Genomic DNA, 18,912 nt, shown 5'->3' with positions numbered 1-18,912 from the left:
GATGTGTCGCCTGCGCATGTCTGCCTCCATTGCGTGGCCCAGCAGGCTGCTTGGCGCGCACCAGCACCGCAGGGTTGCCGCCCCGTAGCTTGGAAATGCGCGGCTTTGGTCAGGAACGTTGAACGGCGGCGTGTCCTTATCCCGCCTTCATGGCCGTGCCCAGCCGTGCGGCGCGGACGCCCCGGCCCTCGCGTCCGATCGAGCGGCAGAGGATCAGCACCGGTATCAGCCCGAAACCCACCAGCACCAGCGAGGGCACTGCCGCTTCGTGCAAACGCTCGTCCGACGCAAGCCGGTGCGCCTGAACCGCCAGGGTCTGAAAATTGAACGGGTGCAGGATCAGCGTTGCGGGCAGTTCCTTCATCACGTCGACAAAAACGATCAGCAGCGCGGTCACGACCGAGGTTTTCGACACCGGCAGATGCACGCGCCACAGCATCCTTGGCGTGCTCTGGCCCAGTGACCGTGCAATCGCATCGTAATGGCCCGGTACCGTGGCCATGCCACTGTCATAGGCATTCAGCGCGGCGGCCATGAACCGCGCCATGTAGGCCAGCACTATCAACCAGATCGATCCGGTGATCAGCAGCCCGGTCGAGATGCCGAACCGCGCCTCCATCACCCCGTCGATCAGGTTGTCGAGCGCGGCCAGCGGCACCATCAGCCCCACGGCGATCACTCCGCCGGGCACCGCGTAACCCAGGCCGGCGCCGATCACCAGGCCCTTGGACATCCGCCCGGGCCGCGTGCGCGCGCGGAACCCGATCAGGACCGCGCCCAGCACCGTCAGTACCGACGCGACCCCGGCCAACGTCACCGAGTTGAACATCAGTGCCGTATAGCGCGGCGCCAGCAGGCTTTGCCCCGACCCATGCGCCATCAACCCCAGCATGATCACCGGGATGATGAAACCCAGCAGGACCGGGATTAGGCAGATCAGTGCCGCGATCCACCCCGGCGCGCCCGTCAGGCGCGGCTTTTCCAGCGCCTCGAAACGGGCGCCGCGCCCGGCGGTGCGCGCCTTGCCCCGCTGCGCACGCTCCAACCCGGCCAGCAGCAGCGCGAAACTCAGCAGGCACAGTGACAGTTGCGCCGCCGCGGCCCGGTCGCCCAGGCTGAACCAGGCCTGGTATATGCCGGTGGCAAAGGTCTGCACGTTGAAAAACGCCACCGTGCCGAAATCGGCGATGGTTTCCATCACCGCCAGCAACGCGCCACCAGCGATCGCCGGGCGCGCCATCGGCAACGCCACCCGCCAGAACGCCCTCAGCGGTGATCGCCCCAGTGTGCGCGCCACCAAGAACGCGTTAGACGACTGCTGCCGGAAAGATGCGCGCGCCAGCAGGTAGACATATGGATAAAGCACAACGGTCAGCATCATCGCCGCCCCGCCCAGCGACCGGATTTCCGGGAACCAGTAATCGCGCGGTCCCCATCCCGTCACGTCGCGCAGCAGCGTCTGCACCGCGCCCGGATGATCCAGCAGGTGGGTATAGGCATAGGCCAGAACATAGGCCGGGAAGGCCAGCGGCAGCGCCAGCGCGATCTCCAGCCATTTCGAGCCGGGAAAGCGGTACACCGTCACCAGCCAGGCGGTCACGCTGCCAATGATGGCGGTCGACAGGCCCACGATCACCACCAGTATCAGCGTCGTTCGTATGTAACGCGGCAGGACCGAGGACAGGATCTCGCGCCAGGTCTGGAGGTCGCCGGTAAACGCCGCCAGCGCTGCCGCCACGATGGGCGCCACGCAACAGATCACGGCCAGCCAGGCCAGGCGGTGCAGCAGGCGTTCGGTCATTGGACCCCTTGGCGATATATCCCGAGCGTTTTGATAGGTAATCCCTGCTCTTTCCAAGGTCAATCGGACGCAAATGGCAAATGGTCGCGGGAGGGGATTGCCGCGCGGGACGATCGGCGCGCAGCCAGCAATAACCGCCGCGGCCCGGGATGACCGGATCGACCCCGAAAGAAAGGTTCCCGCATCAGGGCCCGGCCACAGGAAAGCGCGACCCGCCCGCCGAACTGTCAGCGTCATTCACGAAACTTTGCCGTTGACGCCTTGCCGAGTCATGCCGCACCCATGCAAATATGAAAATGACTCTTCTCGATGAAATTCTGGCGCCCTCGGCGCTTGGGCTTGCCCCGAACGGGGTTCAGGACGGCCCGTCTGTGCTCAAGCAACTGGGTTTGTTCGCCGGTCTGCCCCTGCGCCGACAGTGTCAGGTCGAAAGCCCGCCTTATCGTGATCTGCGTAGTGAAACGCTGCATATCCTCAACGCCGATGCGCTGGTAGGTTATTCGGCCAGCCTGGCCCATGAAGTGCGCGCCTCACTGGACGCCGGGGCCTTTCCCGTGGTGATCGGCGGGGATTGCAGCGTTCTGCTGGGATGCGGGCTAGCGGTCGCGGACGAGGATGCGGGTCTTTTCTTTCTCGACGGGCATCAGGACTTCTACCTGCCCGAACAGTCACCAACCGGTGAAGCGGCCGATATGGACCTGGCCATCGTGACCGGCCATGCCTCGCCCGAGGTGCAGTGTCTCTTTGGTGACCGCCCGCTCTATGCCCCCGAACACACCATCCTGTTTGGCAATCGCGACGATCACGACGTGATCGAAGACAATGCAATGCGGCTGCCGGCAACGGCTCTCCTCCACCTGCCGCTCTCCTCGCTCGGCGTGGATCCTTTGCGCCAGGCCAGGTCCGCCATTGCCGCACGGCTGGGCACCGAACGGCGTTTCTGGGTGCATCTTGATGTCGATGTGATCGAAGACGCGGACATGTACGCAGTGGACTATCGCCTGCCCGGCGGTTTGCCGCTATCGCAGTTGGCCCGGGTGCTGGACTACCTGATGTCCACGGGCCGGGTCCTCGGGATGGATGTCACCATTTACAATCCCCGTTTGGACGGGGCGGATTACCCCTGCGGCCGGCGTCTTGTGGAACTGTTGAACACGTGTTTCGCGCGTTTCGGTGCAGAGAAATCGCACCGTGCCTGACGGCGCGACCATCCCGTGTCTGCCCGCGTAGCCAGGCGTGTTCTCATTTCAGCTCCTAAGGAGGCTGCAAGACAAATGGCGCAGCTATGATGTGATCGGGTGATGTCAGGCGGAAGCTGTTTCGAATGCCTGCCACAGTTGCTGCGCAACCTTGCCGACGCTTCCGTTCGCGCGCCGGGCAATAACGATTTCAATGCTGTGATTGTGAATCCGGGGGCCCGAAAGCGATACCAGATCACCGCTCTCAAGTTCCGCTTCGATCATGAAGGACGGCATATGCCCCCAGCCCAGCCCCATGAGGATGACTTGCTTCTTTGTGTGCTGGTCACCGACGGTGATCCGGGCGGCCTTTTCCAGAACATGATAGTTTTTCTGGCCGCCGTCCATGGCGGTGTCCCGTATGATGCACTGGGTGTAAGTGGCCAGGGCATCGTAGCCCAGTTCACCATCCAACGGCGGCGCAATGAAATTTGGCGCGGCGACCGGGATCAACTGCACGGATGCCATGTCCTTGTACTCGTACCGGCGATCCACTTTGTCGATGTGATGCACAATGATATCGGCGTCGCCGGCCAGCAGCCTCTCGTTTGGGCCGCCGATGTTCTCGAATAGCAGGTTGATCTGAGTGTTCGGGTGGTCGCGGGAAAATTCCTTGATCACCGGCAGGGCAAGCTCAGGAGGGGTCACGTCACCGATCACGATGTTCAATTCGATTTCATCACCCGCCGCGATCTGCAGTGCATGGGTTTCGAGGTTTTTCACCTCGTCCAGCACGTGCAGGCATTTCTGATAGAATTCCTGACCTTCCCGCGTAAGGGTCGCGCGATAGGTGCGCCGGTCGATCAGGTCGAAGCCGAGGCCAAGTTCAAGATTCCTGATCGCGGTGATGACGCTTGGATGGGTCTTGTTAAGAAACCGTGCCGCGCCCTGGAAACTGCCTGCCTCGACCACCGCACGCAGGGCCTCAAGTTGTTGAAACGTCATGGTTTAGCGCATTCCAGTAGGTCAAATATACCAAGATAGTAAAAACTTAGTTCTTTTTAATTACTAAATCCATACTCACTTTGTTTCCGGAGCGAGACAAAGAGGAAGTTCATGAAAGCGATAACCATATCGAAATATGGCGGGCCGGAAGTGCTGGTTCCCGCCGAGATCGCCAAACCCTCCCCGGCAAAAGATCAGGTTTTGATCCGGGTAATGGCGTTTGGTGTAAATCGGGCAGAGACATATATGCGCAGCGGGGCCTGGGGTGACGTCGCCCGGGTCAGCGGAATCGAATGTGTTGGTCACGTGGCGCTTGATCCAAGCGGACAGCTGAGGACCGGCGACAAGGTTGCCGCGATGATGGGAGGCATGGGGCGCACGATCAACGGCAGCTATGCCGAGTTTGTCGCGGTGCCCGCCTCCAACGTCATTCCGATTGACACGGAGCTGTCCTGGGCAGATGTCGCCGCGATCCCGGAATCCTATGGCACTGCCTGGTACTGCCTGTTTCGCAATTTGCGGCTCAGCCCCGGTGACACGTTATTCGTCAGGGGCGGAACATCCGCGCTGGGGCTTGCGGCCATCAACCTGGCCAAAAGGGTCGCGAATGTGCGGGTCTTCGCATCGACGCGCAGCGGGTCCAAGGCGCAAATCCTGCGCGATAACGGCGCGTCTGACGTCTTGATCGATACTGGCGCCATCGTTGAAGAACTCAGGTCAATCGAGGCCCCCGGCGTGGACGCCGTATTGGACCTGGTCGGCAATACCACGCTGCTGGATTCCCTGCGGCTGGCAAAGGTGGGCGGCGCGGTTTGCAATGCCGGGTTTCTTGGGGGCGGCGATCCCATCGCCTTCAACCCGCTCACGGATCTGCCATCTGGGGTGAACCTGAATTTCTTCGCAAGCTTCATGCTTGGCACACCCGGTTTTCCGGTGTCCGACATCCCGTTGCAGGACATCATCAGGCAGGCCGAAGAGGGGCAGGTTCTCTCGGGGCCGTCGCGGGTGTTTCGGTTTGACGACATCGGCGAAGCGCATCGCACCATGGAAAACAACAATGCCAACGGCAAGCTTGTCGTTGAACTCTGAATCACAAACAGGAGACTGAAAATGCAGAATAAAACCATGAAGATCGACAATGTTGACCTGTTCTATCGAGAGGCCGGTAATCCGCAGAACCCGACCATCGTACTGTTACACGGCTATCCGGCATCCTCGCATATGTTTCGAAACCTGATCCCGTTGCTGGCCGAGACGTACCATGTTCTGGCGCCGGACTATCCGGGGTTCGGCTTTACCAAGTCCCCGCCGCTGACAGAGTTCACCTATACCTTCGACAGGCTGACGGAAGTCGTCACGCAGTGGTTGTCGGCATTGGGCATCGACCGGTATTTCCTTTACATGCAGGACTACGGTGCGCCTGTCGGATTGCGTATTGCCAGCCAGTCGCCAGAGCGTGTCCTTGGTCTGATCGTCCAAAACGGCAATGCCTATGCGGAGGGGCTGACCGATGCCTGGGCTGGAATTCGCGCCTATTGGAACGAAAGGAGTTCCGAGAACGGTAAGGCGCTGCTCGAGCTTTGCTCGCCGGAATTCGTGCGCCTGATGTATACGAATGGCGTCAAAAGCGCCGATGCCGTTGCCCCGGAATCCTGGGCGCTGGATACACATTTCCTGTCGGACCCGGAACGGCGAGACATTCAGATAGCGCTCTTCTACGACTATCAAAGCAACGTCGCATCGTACGATACGTGGCAACGCTATCTTCGCGAACACACGCCGCCGACCCTGGTTGTCTGGGGGGTGAATGACATGTTCTTTTCAAAACCCGGCGCGGAAGCATTCGGTCGGGACGTGCCGGAAACGGAATTCAGGTTCTACGAGACCGGCCATTTCGCGCTTGAAGAATGCGCCGCCGAAATTGGGGCCGAAATCCTTCGGTTCGCCCAGAAACATCAGGTTCGCGACAAGGACCTGGCAAACGCCTGACCTTGGGCCTTGAATGATAAAGTGCCGGCAAATCATCGGCATCCGCCTCGGGCATGAGCCGCTCGAGGCGGGGGCGCGAACTGGATTTTCAGTGAAATTGCCAAAAGCCAAGCGTCTGGAACAATCGTCGGATCGTCGAAGCGCTGGGTGGTTTCGGGCAGGTCAGTTGCCCAGCGAAAGCGTATGTTCGCGCAGCCAGGTCATGAAGCCGCGCGGATCGGATTCGAGCATTTTCAGGCGTTCATTGCTGATCGGTTTTCCGACCACGGGTTTTTGCGGTTTGTTGCAGCTGTTGACCACTTCATGCAGCAGCAAACCCTGCCGCAGCGTGGCCGACAGGCGGTTGGCCATCTGATACCACCTTGAATTCGCGCCCGGGAAATAGATCGGCACGACCTGTGCCCCGGACCGCCGGATCATCTGCGCGGTAAAGACATTCCATTCCCGTTCGATCACCGGGCCGAAAAGCGTGTCCGAAGAGGCGACGACGCCCGAGGGAAAGACGCTGATCAGCCCGCCTTCTTTCAGATGCGCCATGGCCTGCGCCCGCATTTCGACCGATTTGCGCTGGGCGTCGGGGTCATGCGGGAAGGGCACCGCGATCATGTAAGAGGCGGCAACCTCGTCAATGCCGGTCAGTAGCGCGCGCGTCAGGATCTTGTAATCGTTGCGCCGCCGGCCGATCAGGTCAGCTAGGATCATGCCGTCCACCAGCCCGTGCGGATGGTTCGACACCGCCACCACCGGGCCGGTCAGCGGGATGTTCTCAACCTCGGAATCCGGGGTCTGCAGGTCAATCCCCATCGTCCCCAGCGCCGCCCGCCAGAAGGCCTGACCCGTCGGCGCGCCGCGTTTCTCGAAGGTGCGGATCATGCGGATGATACTGATCTTGCCGGTCAGCCATTCGATCGTGCGGATAATGGCCGAGGTGACAGGCGTGTCAAAAGAGTTGGCGTAGGTCAGGCTGCGGCGGTCATAGGTGGTGAAAGTCACCTCCTCGGCCGATGTTTTACCACCCCTGTCCTGCGGATTTTGCACCAACTGGTCTGCCCCCGTTTCCCCGTCTGTGCGCTGGTTGGGCGCGATTACATGTCTTCGCCGAACCTGTCGGCAACCAGCGCCTCGACGGCATCCGCCATCGCCTCTGCATCTGGTCCCGAGACCTGCACGTCAATAGTGGTTCCTTTGGATGCTGCCAACATCAAAAGCCCCATAATGCTGTCCGCACCGGCGGATTGGCCGTTCTGTGATACTTCTGCCGTGGCGTCAAAACCTTCGGCGACTTCCACCAGCTTGGCGGCAGCCCGGGCGTGCAGACCTTTTTCATTCACGATTTTCAGCTGTCGTGTAATTGATTCTGACATGGGTTCTTATTCCGAGGTCACGTTGTGGCTGTCGAGGTATTTTCGCCCGGCATCCAGCGCCGCGCGCACGGCTTCGGGCACGGTCAGGTGGCGGCTCTTGGCGAGCTTGATGAGCATCGGCAGGTTCGCACCGTAGAGGATGCGCCGGTTTTCGGGGGCGCAGGCGCGCAGCGACAGGTTCGACGGCGAGCCGCCGAACAGATCAACCACGATCACCACACCCTCGCCGGTATCGACCTCATTGGCCGCGACACAGATCTCGGCCTCTTTCGCTGCGCGGTCGTGATCGCCCTCGATGGTGATCGCCCGCGCGCCGGTCTGGCTGCCGACCACATGTTCGATCGCGCGCAGATACTCGCGGGCCAGGCCGCCATGTGCCACGATCACAATACCGATCACCGCTTGGTCACTCCTTGCTCTGAGCCTGTATTCCGGGTTCCGGCAATGTAGGCTCTTTCGCGCGCCGTTCCAGTTCGCGATGCCTAATTGACACTTGCCAGCCCCCCTCTGCAAGGGCTTTGGCCAATGTTTCTGCCATCGCAACACTGCGATGTTGCCCGCCGGTACAGCCAAATCCGATCGAGAGATAGGCCTTGCCTTCGGCCTTGTAGGCCGGCAGCAGCAGTTCCGCCAGATCAAGCACTTTGAGGCGGAACGGTTCGAACCGCGTATCGCCGCGGACATATTCGGCCACCGCCTCGGCGCGGCCATCCAGCGGGCGCAGGTGTTCCTTCCAGTAGGGGTTTCGCAGGAACCGGCAATCCAGAACCATATCGAGCCCGCGCGGCAGCCCGCGCTTGTAGGAAAAGGACTGCACCGAGACGGCCAGGCTGCTGCCCGGCTGCTGGACGAACCACCGTTCAAGCTCGGCCGAGAGGTCGCGGGGCGTCATTTCGGACGTGTCAATCACGATATCCGCCCGCGCCCGGATCGGCACCAGCAGGTCAAATTCCCGGGCGATACCTATATCCGGCGTCTCTGCCGGCGCCAGCGGATGGCGGCGGCGGGTTTCAGAAAACCGGCGCATCAGCACGTCGGTGCTGCAGTCCAGGTAAAGCACCTGCATGGAGGTGCGGCTGAGCCCGTCAATCGCCTCGATCAGCGCATTGGTCGAAAAGTCGCGGTTTCGCGTATCGATCCCCAAGGCCAGCGGCTTGTCCGGGGTGGGGCCGTCCAGCAGCCGCGGCAGCAGCGACAGGGGCAGGTTGTCGATCGCCTCATACCCCATATCCTCGAGCGCGCGTATGGCCGAGCTGCGCCCGGCACCCGACGGGCCGGTGACAAGCACGAGGCGGTTCGGCGCGGGAAGTGTCGCGGGATCTGTCGTCATCACGGGCATCCTTCAGGCAATGCGTCCATGTTCCAGATAAGACAGTAGTGCCGGGGGAAAATGCGGTAAATTGACCTTTCTCTGGACGGGCAGCGTCACCCCCAGGATTTCTGTATTTCTCAGGTCCGGCAGACGTTCATCTTCTTCGCTGTCCATGTCGACAACCAGCGTCACCGGGGTAGGGCAGGCGGTGGCCGCCGCCAGGATGCCCACGCCGCGCGCCTCGATCCGTCCCTGGATCGTTTCGGGACAGTCTGCGATCAGCCCCGTGCCCCGGCGCCGCAGGATGGTACGGTCATCGGCCACCAGGCGTGCCCCGAGGGCAATCAACTGCAGCGCGAGCGCCGATTTGCCGCTGCCCGACGCGCCGCGAATGAGCACCGCGCGGCCCGCATGCGCCACGGTGGTGGCATGGAGCGTAAGTGTGTCAGCAGCTGCGTCGCCGGCGGGCGTCATCGCTTAGACCGGCAGGCCCACGACAAAGCGGGCGCCCAGCGGGTCCGAGGTGATGTCGGCATCGGTCGGGCGGATATTCTCGGCCCAGATCACGCCGTCATGCGCCTCGACGATCTGTTTCGAGATCGCCAGGCCAAGCCCGGAATTGTTGCCGAAATCGCCCTCCAGCCGTTCCGAGTAGAACCGCTGGAACACCTTGGTCAGGGCCTGATCGGGGATGCCGGGGCCGGTATCCTCGACCACGATCAGCACGCGGTTCTCGCGCTTGCGGGTCCAGAGGCGGATGGCATCGCCATCCTCGCAGAAACTGATCGCGTTGGTGATGAGGTTGACGAAGACCTGTGCCAGCCGCCCCTCGAGCCCGGTGATGACAATCGGCTGATCGGGGAAATCGGTGATGAAGTCGATGCCTTTCTTGCTGGCTTCCTCGCCCAGGTAATGGCCCAGATTGCTGAGCATCCCGATCAGGTCGAATGCCTCCTGTTCTTCCTTGACCAGTTCGCTGTCCAGGCGCGATGCGTTCGAGATGTCGCTGACCAGCCGGTCCAGCCGGCGCACGTCATGTTCGATCACCTCCAGCAGGCGTTCGCGCTGATCGTCGCGCTTGGCCACGCGCATCGTGCCCACGGCGCTGCGCAGGCTGGCCAGCGGGTTCTTGATTTCATGAGCAACGTCCGCGGCGAATTGTTCGTTGCTGTCGATGCGGTTGTAAAGCGCCGAGACCATGCCGCGCAGCGCGCCGCTCAGCCGGCCGATCTCATCGGGTCTGGCGGTCAGGTCGGGGATACGGATGCGGCCCGCAGATGCACTGCCGCCCTGCTTGCGATCGCCGCCGATTTCCGCGGCCGAGGCCAGGTCCGCCAGCGGATTGGCAATCGTCGAGGCCAGGATCAGGCTGAGGCCGACGCTGACCAGCGTGGCGATCACGAACATCTGCAGCACCCGTTCGCGTTCCGAGGCGACCAGGTTGTCGATCTCGCCCGAGGCGCTGACCAACGCCACAACCGCGATCGGGTTGTCGCCCTGTATGACCGGCGTGGCGACCGAGAATACCGTGCCCTCGTAAATGTCGCCCGAGGCGACCTGTGTACCGGCGGCAAGGGTCTCGCTGACCAGGGCACGCGCCTGTTCTTCGATCGTGGGCGGCGTATGTTGGTTGGCAAAGGACGAAAACGGCCCCGAGATCACGTTCCAGACCTTCGAAAGGGCGTCCGTGATGACGGTGGGGCGGGATTCGGGCTTGTCGCCGCGTTTGGACTGGCCGACGATATGACCGGCCACCCGGCCATTCGGGTCGAAAACGTAGACCTCGATACCCGACCGGATATCCAGGCCCTGCAGGGTCTCCTCCACGTCGACGCCATCCCCGGTTGCCAGGTTGACCGGCACACCTGAGGGCAATTGCGCCTCGAACACATCCGCGATCAGCTCAACCTCACCGATGAGGCTGTTGGCCCGTTGCAGCGCCAGGCTGTCGCGCGAGGAATTCAGATAGAGGATACCCGCCACCAGAACATTCAGCGCGATCAGGTTGAAGGTGACGATCTTGCGCGTCAGCGAGGATTCCCTGAGCGAAAATTTCCGACGCCGCTCGCGGCGCGAGCGCAGCTCATCCTCGACATTGTCCGGGGCGACGAAATCATCACCCAGTACAACGTCTCCGTCCCGGTGTGGGGTCAGATCACGCACATCAGTCCTCTTGACCAGGGCCTCACCTATTCTTCGTTGTAGCGGTATCCGATACCGTAAAGCGTTTCGATTGCCGAAAACTCATCGTCGACCATCCGCAATTTCTTGCGCAGGCGCTTGATGTGGCTGTCGATCGTGCGGTCATCCACATAGACCTGATCGTCATAGGCGACATCCATCAGCTGGTCGCGCGATTTCACGAAGCCGGGGCGCTGCGCCAGCGCCTGCAACAGCAGAAACTCCGTCACAGTCAGCGAAACGTCCATACCCTTCCAGGTCACCGCATGCCGCAGCGGATCCATCCGCAGGTCGCCGCGCTCGATCACCTTCGTTTCTTCGGTGTCCCCCACGACTTCGCCGGCGACCGCGTCCTGGCGGCGCAGCAGCGCGCGAATACGCTCCACCAGCAACCGCTGAGAGAATGGTTTCTTGACATAGTCATCCGCCCCCATGCGCAGGCCGAGCACCTCGTCAATCTCGTCATCCTTGGAGGTCAGAAAGATCACCGGCAGCGAGGATTTCTGCCGCAGCCGCTGCAACAGGTCCATCCCGTCCATCCGGGGCATCTTGATGTCCAGAACCGCCATATCGGGCAGTTTCTTGCTGAACGCGTCAAATGCCTGTTGGCCATCGTTATAGGTTTCAACCTCAAAGCCCTCGGCCTCGAGAGTCATCGATACCGATGTCAGAATATTCCTGTCATCGTCCACAAGGGCGATTCTTGACATGGGGATTTTCCTTATACTGCTTTTGTTGCCTTTTTTCTTTCACTATGCGCTTTTTCGCTCTTTACAATCAATCCCAAAGTGCGAATCGCCCTATTTCACTGTCTCTATTGGGTCACAAATCTTTTAGGATTGGCTAAATTGACTCACTTTTCGTTTCAGTAGCGACCGAGCAACCGGCATTGCGCCTTGTGGTTGCGCTAACTTGCGCTTGGTTGCGCTAACTGTGCCAAAGCGTCCTGTTCAATCCCGAAACGCACATGCTAAGAGGCGCGCGAACGGCGGTATGCAATGCCACACCGGCGCCTTTTTTAGGTGCATAAGACCGCGCGATCCGGCATCTTTGGATGCGATTTGCTACAGGAGCATGACAGCGATGACATTTGGACGGGTAAACCCGCAATTCCGGCTTGAAGATCAAGGGATCGAGGGGCTGGGCAATGTCTATTACAACCTGATCGAACCGGCTTTGATCGAAACCGCCCTGAAAAACGGCGAAGGCAAGCTGGGGGTCGGCGGCTCGTTCCTGGTTACCACCGGCAAATTCACCGGTCGCTCACCCAAGGACAAACACGTCGTGAAATCCGACAGCGTGGCCGAGACCATCTGGTGGGAGAACAATGCCGCCATGTCGCCCGGGGGCTTCGATGCGCTCTATGACGACATGCTTGCCCATATGAAAGGCCGCGATTACCACGTGCAGGATCTGGTGGGCGGTGCCGACGCAGCCCATTCGATCAACGTGCGCATGGTTACCGAACTGGCCTGGCACGGGCTTTTCATCCGTACCATGCTGCGGCGCCCCGAGCGCGAAGACCTGGATGATTTCACGGCCGATTTCACCGTGATCAACTGCCCCAGTTTCAAGGCGGACCCCAAGAAACACGATTGCCGGTCCGAAACTGTCATCGCGATGAATTTCGACCGCAAGCTGATCCTGATCGGTGGCACCGAATATGCCGGCGAGAACAAGAAATCGGTGTTCACGCTGCTGAACTACCTGCTGCCGGAGAAGGGCATCATGCCGATGCACTGTTCGGCCAACCATGCCAATGGAAACGCGGTGGATACGGCCATCTTCTTTGGCCTCTCGGGCACGGGCAAGACCACGCTTTCGGCCGATCCGGCGCGCACGCTGATCGGGGATGATGAACATGGCTGGTCAGATCGCGGCACCTTCAACTTCGAGGGCGGCTGCTATGCCAAGACGATCAACCTGAACCCCGAGGCCGAACCCGAGATCTATGCCACCACGACCAAGTTCGGCACCGTCATCGAAAACATGATCTATGACGAGGAAACGCTGGAGCTGGATTTCGAGGATGATTCACTGACGGCCAACATGCGGTGTGCCTATCCGCTGCACTATATCTCGAACGCGTCGCAATCGGCGATCGGGGGCCATCCCAAGAATATCATCATGCTGACCTGCGATGCCTTTGGCGTTCTGCCGCCGATTGCGCGTCTTACCCCGGCGCAGGCGATGTATCATTTCCTCAGCGGCTTCACCTCGAAGGTCGCCGGCACCGAGCGCGGCGTGACAGAACCCGAACCCACGTTCTCGACCTGTTTCGGCGCCCCCTTCATGCCGCGCCGCCCCGAGGTCTACGGCAACCTGCTGCGCGAAAAGATCGCCAAGCACGGCGCGACCTGCTGGCTGGTCAATACCGGCTGGACCGGCGGAGCCTATGGCACCGGCAGCCGGATGCCGATCAAGGCGACGCGCGCGTTGCTGACCGCGGCGCTTGACGGCTCGCTCAGCAAGGTCGAATTCCGCAAGGATGAGAATTTCGGCTTCGAGGTGCCGGTGGATGCGCCGGGCGTGCCCACTGTCCTGCTGAACCCTCGCCGGACCTGGGACAAGCCCGACTCCTATGACAAGCAGGCCGAAAAGCTGGTCCAGATGTTCGCCGACAATTTCGAGCAGTACCTGCCCCATATCGACGAAGACGTGAAAGCGGCCGCGATCGGCTAGGCGCCGCCCGGGCAGGGGCGTTGCCACTGATCTTTCACGAGATATCCGAGGCATTCAAACACCCGCACCTCAGCGACAGAGCGTGCGGTGGAGCCCAGTTTTATTCCGGCAGTGACGAGGCGAATTGGTATCAAAATCGCCATCACCTGACGCCAACCGGGTCGTCCCTGCTGGTGGAGGAGGTGTTCAGGGATTTCTGAGCCGGTATCGGCGGTACGATCACTCTTGGGTTCGGATCACGGCGGCATCAATGTGTCGATGATCTTGGCGATCACCGGGTCGCCGCCCTCTGGCGCTGCGCACCTCAAACACAGTTGACGCCCCGTGGCGATCCGCTCGGGAAAGGGGGCCACTAGCTCTCCTCTCTCGAGGTGCTGTTCCACGAGGATGCTGTGACCGATGAGAATGCCCGCGCCGTTCCGGGCTTCTTCCAGCGCCAGTCCGAACAGGGAAAATACCGGCCTTGACGCGCTTGGCCGCACGCCGCCGCCTGTCGCCGAAATCCAGGTGTCCCAGTCATCTATCCAGTCTTGATCGCTCAGCCAGGTCTCGGTCGCCAGATCGGATCGTGACCTAAGCTTTTCGGAGATTTCCGGCGTGCAGACGGGGAAAATCTCGTCCTGCGCCAGGCAGATCGCCCCCTCCGCTTCGGAGGGACTTTCAAGGAAGAGGCAGAGGTCAAACGGCTCGCGCATCAGGTTGGGCGGGGTCTGCCGGGTGGTGACAGACACTTCGAGCCCGTCGACGATCTGCCTGAGAGACGACAGGCGCGGTGACAGCCAGAATTGCGCGATACCGGGCAGCGCCGCGATCCTGACCGAGCGCGGTTTTGCCTTGCGGACGAGTTTATGAACCGATGCTCCCAGCAGATCAAATGCCCTGGTCAGGTCAGGAACCGATTGCCTTGCGGCGTCCGTCAGCGTGACCCCCTGCGCATGGCGATCAAACAGCATCATCCCGGCCCATGCCTCGAGCGCCTTGATTTGCTGGGCGACCGCGGCAGGGGTCACGCACAGCTCTTCCGCCGCGGTGGAGAAACTGCCCAATCTTGCGGCGGCCTCATAGGCGCGCAGCGCGTTCAAGGGGGGCATTCTGGGTCTGTCGTGCTTGTCGGGCATGTTCAGGCCAAGGTATTCTATGCCTAGCTTAAAGTAAAACTCATTTGCGCACACGGGCGCTCTCATGCTCCAATCGCGCGGACATCTTGACCGGCAGCACCGGGTTTCCGCCCGCCGCCAAACCGAAAGCCAGCACAATGCATGATTACTTCTCCTCTGCGCTTGCCCAGACCGATCCGGCGATTGCCAAGGCTCTGAACCAGGAGCTTGCACGGCAACAGACTCAGATCGAACTGATCGCGTCGGAAAACATCGTCAGCCGGGCGGTGCTGGACGCGTTGGGGCATGAAATGACCAACAAGACGCTCGAAGGTTATCCCGGTGCCCGGTTCCACGGCGGCGGTCAGAATGTCGATATCGTCGAGCAGGCCGCGATCGACCGTGCCTGCGAGTTGTTCGGTTGCGCCTATGCCAATGTGCAGCCGCATTCAGGCAGCCAGGCCAACCTGGCGGTGTTCTTTGCCCTGCTCAACCCAGGCGACAAGGTGCTAAGCCTCGACCTGGCGGCGGGCGGCCATCTGAGCCACGGGTTGGGGGCCAACCTGTCGGGGCGCTGGTTCGAGGCGCATCATTACGGCGTGGATCGCGACTCCGGGACAATCGACTATGACCAGGTTGCGGCCCGCGCAAAATCCGTCAGGCCGCGGCTTCTGATCGCGGGTGGATCGGCCTATCCGCGGATCCTGGATTTTGCCCGGCTGGCCGAGATCGCCCGGCAAGTGGATGCCTGTTTCCTTGTCGATATGGCACATATCGCCGGGCTTGTGGCGGGCGGCGTTCATCCTTCGCCCATGCCGCACGCGGATATCGTGACCTGCACAACAACCAAGACCCTGCGGGGGCCGCGCGGCGGGCTGATCCTGGCCCGGGAGGACCGCTGGCGCGGCAAACTGCAATCCGCCGTTTTTCCGGGTGTGCAGGGCAGCCTGCATACACAGATCCTGGCGGCCAAGGCGGTGTGCCTGGGCGAGGCGCTGCAGCCCGCGTTTCGCGCCTATGCAAGGCAGGTCGTGGAAAATGCCGACGCGTTGTCTCGGAGCCTGCAAGAGAGCGGGATCAAGCTGGTCTCAGGCGGGACGGATACGCATATCGTGCTGCTGGATCTGACCGGCACCGGGCTATCGGGGTCCGAGGCCGAAGCCTTGCTGGACCGCGCGAATATCACCAGCAACAGGAACCCGATTCCGTTTGACAATCCCAACCCCGGCAAGTGGGTGGGCCTGCGGTTGGGTGTTTCGGCTGTCAGCACACGCGGTTTCGGGGCGGCGGCGCTGGCGGAACTGGGGCGTGTCATCGCGGGCCTGCTCATGGCCGATGACAGCACCCGCGATGCCCGGCTGTCCGATGCGCGCGCGACCACGGCACGCCTGTGCGCGGCGCATCCAATCTATTGCGGGTAAACCCAGGCGTCGCCGGCGGGGTCCGCTGCTAGCGGAGCCTGCCTGTGGTCCGCGGCAGGGAGGGTTGGCGACATCCTGTCAGAAAGACCACACGCGCCCGCCGGGTCGCCCTGCCAATCCGCCACCCGCCCGAAATCCGTGCATTTCTGCAAAGGGCAATTCACGCGGCCATCGGCCGATGGCCGCGAAGATGGCGGCGGTATTCTTGCCAAGGCCAGGGCGCAAGTCCGGGTATCGTCGCCTTGATCCCTACCAATCGTTGCGTTCATACGTGTCGGTCACGTCAAAGGAATGTTCTGCGAGCTGCGGGTCAGCAACAGGCTCGTTCATGATCTCGTCGTCCTGGTCCTGTGCGCCGTCGCCGCCCTGCGGATCGGCCGGAACGTCGATCCACCCCCGGTTGCCGGCGTCATCGGGCCGGGCTTCGGCCAGAAGGATATCCACGTCGCCGGTGTCTGCCATCGGTGCCGCGCCGGTATCGCCGACCTCGATCTCGAACACCTGTGAGGTATGTACCGGCGCGCCGTTGAAGGCGGTATCCGTGAACGACACCTCCGCCTTGATCACGCCCTCGAAGCCCGGCGGTGGCATCAGCTCGACCAGGTCAAGATCCCAACCGCTGAGGTCGAGATCGGAACCATCCGCCACCAGCGTATCCGCGCCGCTGACAAGGATGGTATCGGCCGGAAGACCGGAAACCAGCACGGTGGCATCGCCATCCATATCCGACGTGGCAAAGCGCATTTCCAGCGTGCCGTTTTCCGGCACTGCCAGATCGGTATTCGCGGTGACAAGCGCGCGTCCGTCGATACCGGGCCCCTCCCATTCCAGTTTCAGGCCGGCATGACCGTAGTTCTCGAAATACCTGACTTCGATCTCATGTGTGCCGGGCTCAAGTTCGATCTCACCCGAGCGGGTGCGGTAACCATGCAGCCCGTCATTGTCGATGACCTCGACCCCGTTCACATAAAGCACGACGCCGTCGTCACCGCCGGCAAAGAATTCGAAACGCCCGGCTTCGTCCACACTGATCTCGCCGGTGATGCGCGCGCCGAACGTATCTGTGTCCCCGCCTTCCCAGAACGATCCTTTGCCGTTGGCATAGTTGATGTCGCCAACGACTTCTTCCTTGGTCGGCGTGCCGTCCCAGTCAATCTGGTCGAGTTTTCTGAGGCTGTGATCCACATCGAAATAGCTGGCGCGAAACCCGCCCTGAATCTCCACCACCGGCGGCGCGATATCGGCCTGATCCACGTTGAACGCGAGATCTTGTACTGACACGGCGGTATCCCCGTTCGCCAGCGTGGCCGTGGTGGTGATCTGCGCGTCGACCTGTCCGGTGAAATCCACCGGCGGCGTGACCTGCAGCAGGGATGTATCCCAACCGGTGATCTCAGCGGCACCACTGTCATCGACATTGACAACCTCGTCACCGGCCCGGACGACGGTGCCCGGCGGCAGCCCCTCGATCGCCTGGCTGTAAGTGGTATCCGCCGATTGCGGCAGGTCCGCGTTCACGCGCACGCTCATCGGCATCCCATTGACCGTTTGCAGGTCATCGACCGAGGGCGGTGTCAGCAGCTCGCGGCCATCAAGCCCGGGTCCGTCCCATTCCACCTTCAATCCGGCGTGCCCGTAATTCTCGAAGTAGCGGACCTCGATCACATGGGTGCCTGGGTCAAGCTCTACCTCGCCCGAGCGGGTGCGAAAGGAATGCAGCCCGTCATTTTCGACCACCTCCTGCCCGTCAATATAGAGAACCACGCCGTCGTCACCGCCGATGTGAAAGTTGAAGACGCCGCCTTCTTCGACCTCGATATTACCGGTAATCTGAACGCCGAACGTATCGGCTGAGCCGTCCTTCCAGAAAGAGTTCGCACTGTTCTCGTAGTTGATGTCATCGACCAGTTCCTGATGGGTCACATCGCCGTTCCAGTCGACATCATCGATCGATCGGATCGTCTGGTCCATGTCGAAATAGCGGGCATGGAACCCGGCCCCGACGCCAATCTCCGGCATTTCCGCAACTGTGATCTCGAAGCTTTGGGTGACGGGGGCGCCGCCGTGGGTCACGGTTACTTCCAGGTTGACCGACGCGGCGTCCTCGCTTTTCAGACTGACCCCGTCCTTCAGTTTGATCTGATTGCCCACCACCTCGAAACGGTCATCGGAGACGGTGACGCCCTGAGCGGCGCCCGCGCCCTGACCGGTAATGGATAGTTCCCCGACGACCGCACCGTCGGCGCGCGCCGCTATGGCCGCGTTGGACAGGCTGATTTCTGGTGGGGGGGTGTTTTCGGGCGTGGTGTCATTGCGCGCCTGTTCAACCTGTTCGTCAGCCTGTCGTTCCTCGAACCGGTCCATGTCGGTCATTGGCGCAGGTTCGGCCCCGAATGCCGGTGCCGGTTGCGGGGCGGGCGCGGTGTCGACCGGGGCAGACTGAAACGCTTCGGTTTGCGGCTGTTGCGCGCGCGACGCGTTCGGGTGTTCCGCCTTGATCTGCTGATCGGCGGGCGTGTCAACTTTATCCGCGATGACCGTGTCGGTATCTGTTTCCGCTGCTACTGTCGGAGGCGTTTCTGTGTCGTCGGGTCGCTCGTCTCCGCCCTTGGCTTCTGACATGGGTGACGACCAGTCAGCCGGCACTGCGGCGCCCTGGTGTTCTGCGCCCGTGGTTTCGCCCTCATGCGCTTCGCCATAATGCAGGGTGCCCCGGCTCTGGTCCTCGGGGTTGTGCTGCGACGCCTGCCGGCTCTGCGCCGTGGCCTGTTTCTTGAGATCGTCGGCCTCGGGTCCAAATTCTTCCGGTCCACCTTGGTCAAAAGCATGATCTTCCATAACAACTCCTGCGCTTCGAGGTGACAAGACCATTGGTGGATTAG

General features: G+C 61.6%; 16 protein-coding genes. 5 read left to right on the top strand and 11 right to left on the bottom strand.

Annotated elements, in window-relative coordinates; genetic code table 11:
- Window positions 1–136: 136 nt before the first annotated feature.
- Window positions 137–1,801, bottom strand: a complete 1,665-nt coding sequence (locus AAFO92_RS20160) for an iron ABC transporter permease (protein ID WP_347538286.1) — start codon at window positions 1,799–1,801, stop codon at window positions 137–139.
- Window positions 1,802–2,097: 296 nt separating this feature from the next.
- Here AAFO92_RS20160 and AAFO92_RS20155 point away from each other — a divergent pair, with 296 nt between their 5' ends.
- Window positions 2,098–3,000, top strand: a complete 903-nt coding sequence (locus AAFO92_RS20155; protein WP_347538284.1) for an arginase family protein — start codon at window positions 2,098–2,100, stop codon at window positions 2,998–3,000.
- A 105-nt stretch (window positions 3,001–3,105) separates the two neighbouring features.
- Here the strand turns inward: AAFO92_RS20155 and AAFO92_RS20150 are convergent, their stop codons facing one another.
- Entirely contained in the window at window positions 3,106–3,984 is an 879-nt protein-coding gene (locus AAFO92_RS20150) for a LysR family transcriptional regulator (protein ID WP_347538283.1), read from the bottom strand.
- Between the two features lie 111 nt (window positions 3,985–4,095).
- Here AAFO92_RS20150 and AAFO92_RS20145 point away from each other — a divergent pair, with 111 nt between their 5' ends.
- Entirely contained in the window at window positions 4,096–5,073 is a 978-nt protein-coding gene (locus tag AAFO92_RS20145) for a zinc-binding dehydrogenase (RefSeq protein WP_347538281.1), read from the top strand.
- A gap of 21 nt (window positions 5,074–5,094) precedes the next feature.
- Window positions 5,095–5,973 (top strand): alpha/beta hydrolase, encoded by an 879-nt coding sequence (locus AAFO92_RS20140; RefSeq protein ID WP_347538279.1) that lies wholly within the window; start codon window positions 5,095–5,097, stop codon window positions 5,971–5,973.
- Between the two features lie 162 nt (window positions 5,974–6,135).
- Here AAFO92_RS20140 and AAFO92_RS20135 read toward each other — a convergent pair whose 3' ends face one another.
- The 7 genes from AAFO92_RS20135 to AAFO92_RS20105 all read right to left on the bottom strand — a co-directional run bounded on the left by AAFO92_RS20135 (window position 6,136) and on the right by AAFO92_RS20105 (window position 11,540).
- Window positions 6,136–6,966: a lysophospholipid acyltransferase family protein gene (locus AAFO92_RS20135; protein ID WP_347538277.1), complete on the bottom strand. Its 831-nt coding sequence runs from the start codon at window positions 6,964–6,966 to the stop codon at window positions 6,136–6,138.
- 92 nt (window positions 6,967–7,058) lie between these two features.
- Complete coding sequence (locus AAFO92_RS20130; RefSeq protein WP_347538275.1) at window positions 7,059–7,337, bottom strand: HPr family phosphocarrier protein; 279 nt, start codon at window positions 7,335–7,337, stop codon at window positions 7,059–7,061.
- Between the two features lie 6 nt (window positions 7,338–7,343).
- Window positions 7,344–7,736: a PTS fructose transporter subunit IIA gene (locus AAFO92_RS20125; RefSeq protein WP_347538273.1), complete on the bottom strand. Its 393-nt coding sequence runs from the start codon at window positions 7,734–7,736 to the stop codon at window positions 7,344–7,346.
- 7 nt (window positions 7,737–7,743) lie between these two features.
- A complete protein-coding gene (rapZ, locus tag AAFO92_RS20120; RefSeq protein ID WP_347538271.1) occupies window positions 7,744–8,667 on the bottom strand; it encodes an RNase adapter RapZ in 924 nt (307 codons plus the stop codon).
- Between the two features lie 12 nt (window positions 8,668–8,679).
- Complete coding sequence (locus AAFO92_RS20115) at window positions 8,680–9,123, bottom strand: HPr kinase/phosphatase C-terminal domain-containing protein (protein WP_347538269.1); 444 nt, start codon at window positions 9,121–9,123, stop codon at window positions 8,680–8,682.
- A gap of 3 nt (window positions 9,124–9,126) precedes the next feature.
- Entirely contained in the window at window positions 9,127–10,803 is a 1,677-nt protein-coding gene (locus AAFO92_RS20110; RefSeq protein ID WP_347538473.1) for a sensor histidine kinase, read from the bottom strand.
- A gap of 35 nt (window positions 10,804–10,838) precedes the next feature.
- On the bottom strand, window positions 10,839–11,540 hold the full coding sequence (locus AAFO92_RS20105) for a response regulator transcription factor (RefSeq protein ID WP_347538267.1): 702 nt from the start codon (window positions 11,538–11,540) through the stop codon (window positions 10,839–10,841).
- Window positions 11,541–11,913: 373 nt separating this feature from the next.
- Between AAFO92_RS20105 and AAFO92_RS20100 the strand changes: the two genes are divergently transcribed.
- Window positions 11,914–13,512, top strand: a complete 1,599-nt coding sequence (locus AAFO92_RS20100; RefSeq protein WP_347538471.1) for a phosphoenolpyruvate carboxykinase — start codon at window positions 11,914–11,916, stop codon at window positions 13,510–13,512.
- Window positions 13,513–13,748: 236 nt separating this feature from the next.
- Here AAFO92_RS20100 and AAFO92_RS20095 read toward each other — a convergent pair whose 3' ends face one another.
- Window positions 13,749–14,603: a LysR family transcriptional regulator gene (locus AAFO92_RS20095; protein WP_347538265.1), complete on the bottom strand. Its 855-nt coding sequence runs from the start codon at window positions 14,601–14,603 to the stop codon at window positions 13,749–13,751.
- A 164-nt stretch (window positions 14,604–14,767) separates the two neighbouring features.
- Between AAFO92_RS20095 and glyA the strand changes: the two genes are divergently transcribed.
- A complete protein-coding gene (gene glyA / locus AAFO92_RS20090; RefSeq protein ID WP_347538263.1) occupies window positions 14,768–16,030 on the top strand; it encodes a serine hydroxymethyltransferase in 1,263 nt (420 codons plus the stop codon).
- A 249-nt stretch (window positions 16,031–16,279) separates the two neighbouring features.
- On the opposite strand, the gene AAFO92_RS20085 is transcribed toward glyA, so the two are convergent.
- Window positions 16,280–18,868, bottom strand: coding sequence for a PA14 domain-containing protein (locus AAFO92_RS20085; RefSeq protein ID WP_347538261.1), 2,589 nt, complete (start codon window positions 18,866–18,868; stop codon window positions 16,280–16,282).
- Window positions 18,869–18,912: the final 44 nt, after the last annotated feature.

The sequence above is a fragment of the Roseovarius sp. CAU 1744 genome (assembly GCF_039839345.1).
Taxonomy (GTDB): Bacteria; Pseudomonadota; Alphaproteobacteria; order Rhodobacterales; family Rhodobacteraceae; genus Roseovarius.
The sequence above is the reverse complement of the archived record's forward strand: the minus strand, read 5'-3'. Positions and strand labels throughout refer to the sequence as shown.

What these genes read in the sequence shown, in the direction of transcription:
- AAFO92_RS20155 (WP_347538284.1), top strand. Translation starts at nt 2,098, where the DNA reads ATGACTCTTCTCGATGAAATTCTGGCGCCCTCGGCGCTTGGGCTTGCC.
- AAFO92_RS20145 (WP_347538281.1), top strand. Translation starts at nt 4,096, where the DNA reads ATGAAAGCGATAACCATATCGAAATATGGCGGGCCGGAAGTGCTGGTT.
- AAFO92_RS20130 (WP_347538275.1), bottom strand. Translation starts at nt 7,337, where the DNA reads ATGTCAGAATCAATTACACGACAGCTGAAAATCGTGAATGAAAAAGGT.
- rapZ (WP_347538271.1), bottom strand. Translation starts at nt 8,667, where the DNA reads ATGACGACAGATCCCGCGACACTTCCCGCGCCGAACCGCCTCGTGCTT.
- glyA (WP_347538263.1), top strand. Translation starts at nt 14,768, where the DNA reads ATGCATGATTACTTCTCCTCTGCGCTTGCCCAGACCGATCCGGCGATT.
- AAFO92_RS20160 (WP_347538286.1), bottom strand. Translation starts at nt 1,801, where the DNA reads ATGACCGAACGCCTGCTGCACCGCCTGGCCTGGCTGGCCGTGATCTGT.
- AAFO92_RS20085 (WP_347538261.1), bottom strand. Translation starts at nt 18,868, where the DNA reads ATGGAAGATCATGCTTTTGACCAAGGTGGACCGGAAGAATTTGGACCC.
- AAFO92_RS20140 (WP_347538279.1), top strand. Translation starts at nt 5,095, where the DNA reads ATGCAGAATAAAACCATGAAGATCGACAATGTTGACCTGTTCTATCGA.
- AAFO92_RS20100 (WP_347538471.1), top strand. Translation starts at nt 11,914, where the DNA reads ATGACATTTGGACGGGTAAACCCGCAATTCCGGCTTGAAGATCAAGGG.
- AAFO92_RS20150 (WP_347538283.1), bottom strand. Translation starts at nt 3,984, where the DNA reads ATGACGTTTCAACAACTTGAGGCCCTGCGTGCGGTGGTCGAGGCAGGC.
- AAFO92_RS20105 (WP_347538267.1), bottom strand. Translation starts at nt 11,540, where the DNA reads ATGTCAAGAATCGCCCTTGTGGACGATGACAGGAATATTCTGACATCG.
- AAFO92_RS20095 (WP_347538265.1), bottom strand. Translation starts at nt 14,603, where the DNA reads ATGCCCCCCTTGAACGCGCTGCGCGCCTATGAGGCCGCCGCAAGATTG.
- AAFO92_RS20115 (WP_347538269.1), bottom strand. Translation starts at nt 9,123, where the DNA reads ATGACGCCCGCCGGCGACGCAGCTGCTGACACACTTACGCTCCATGCC.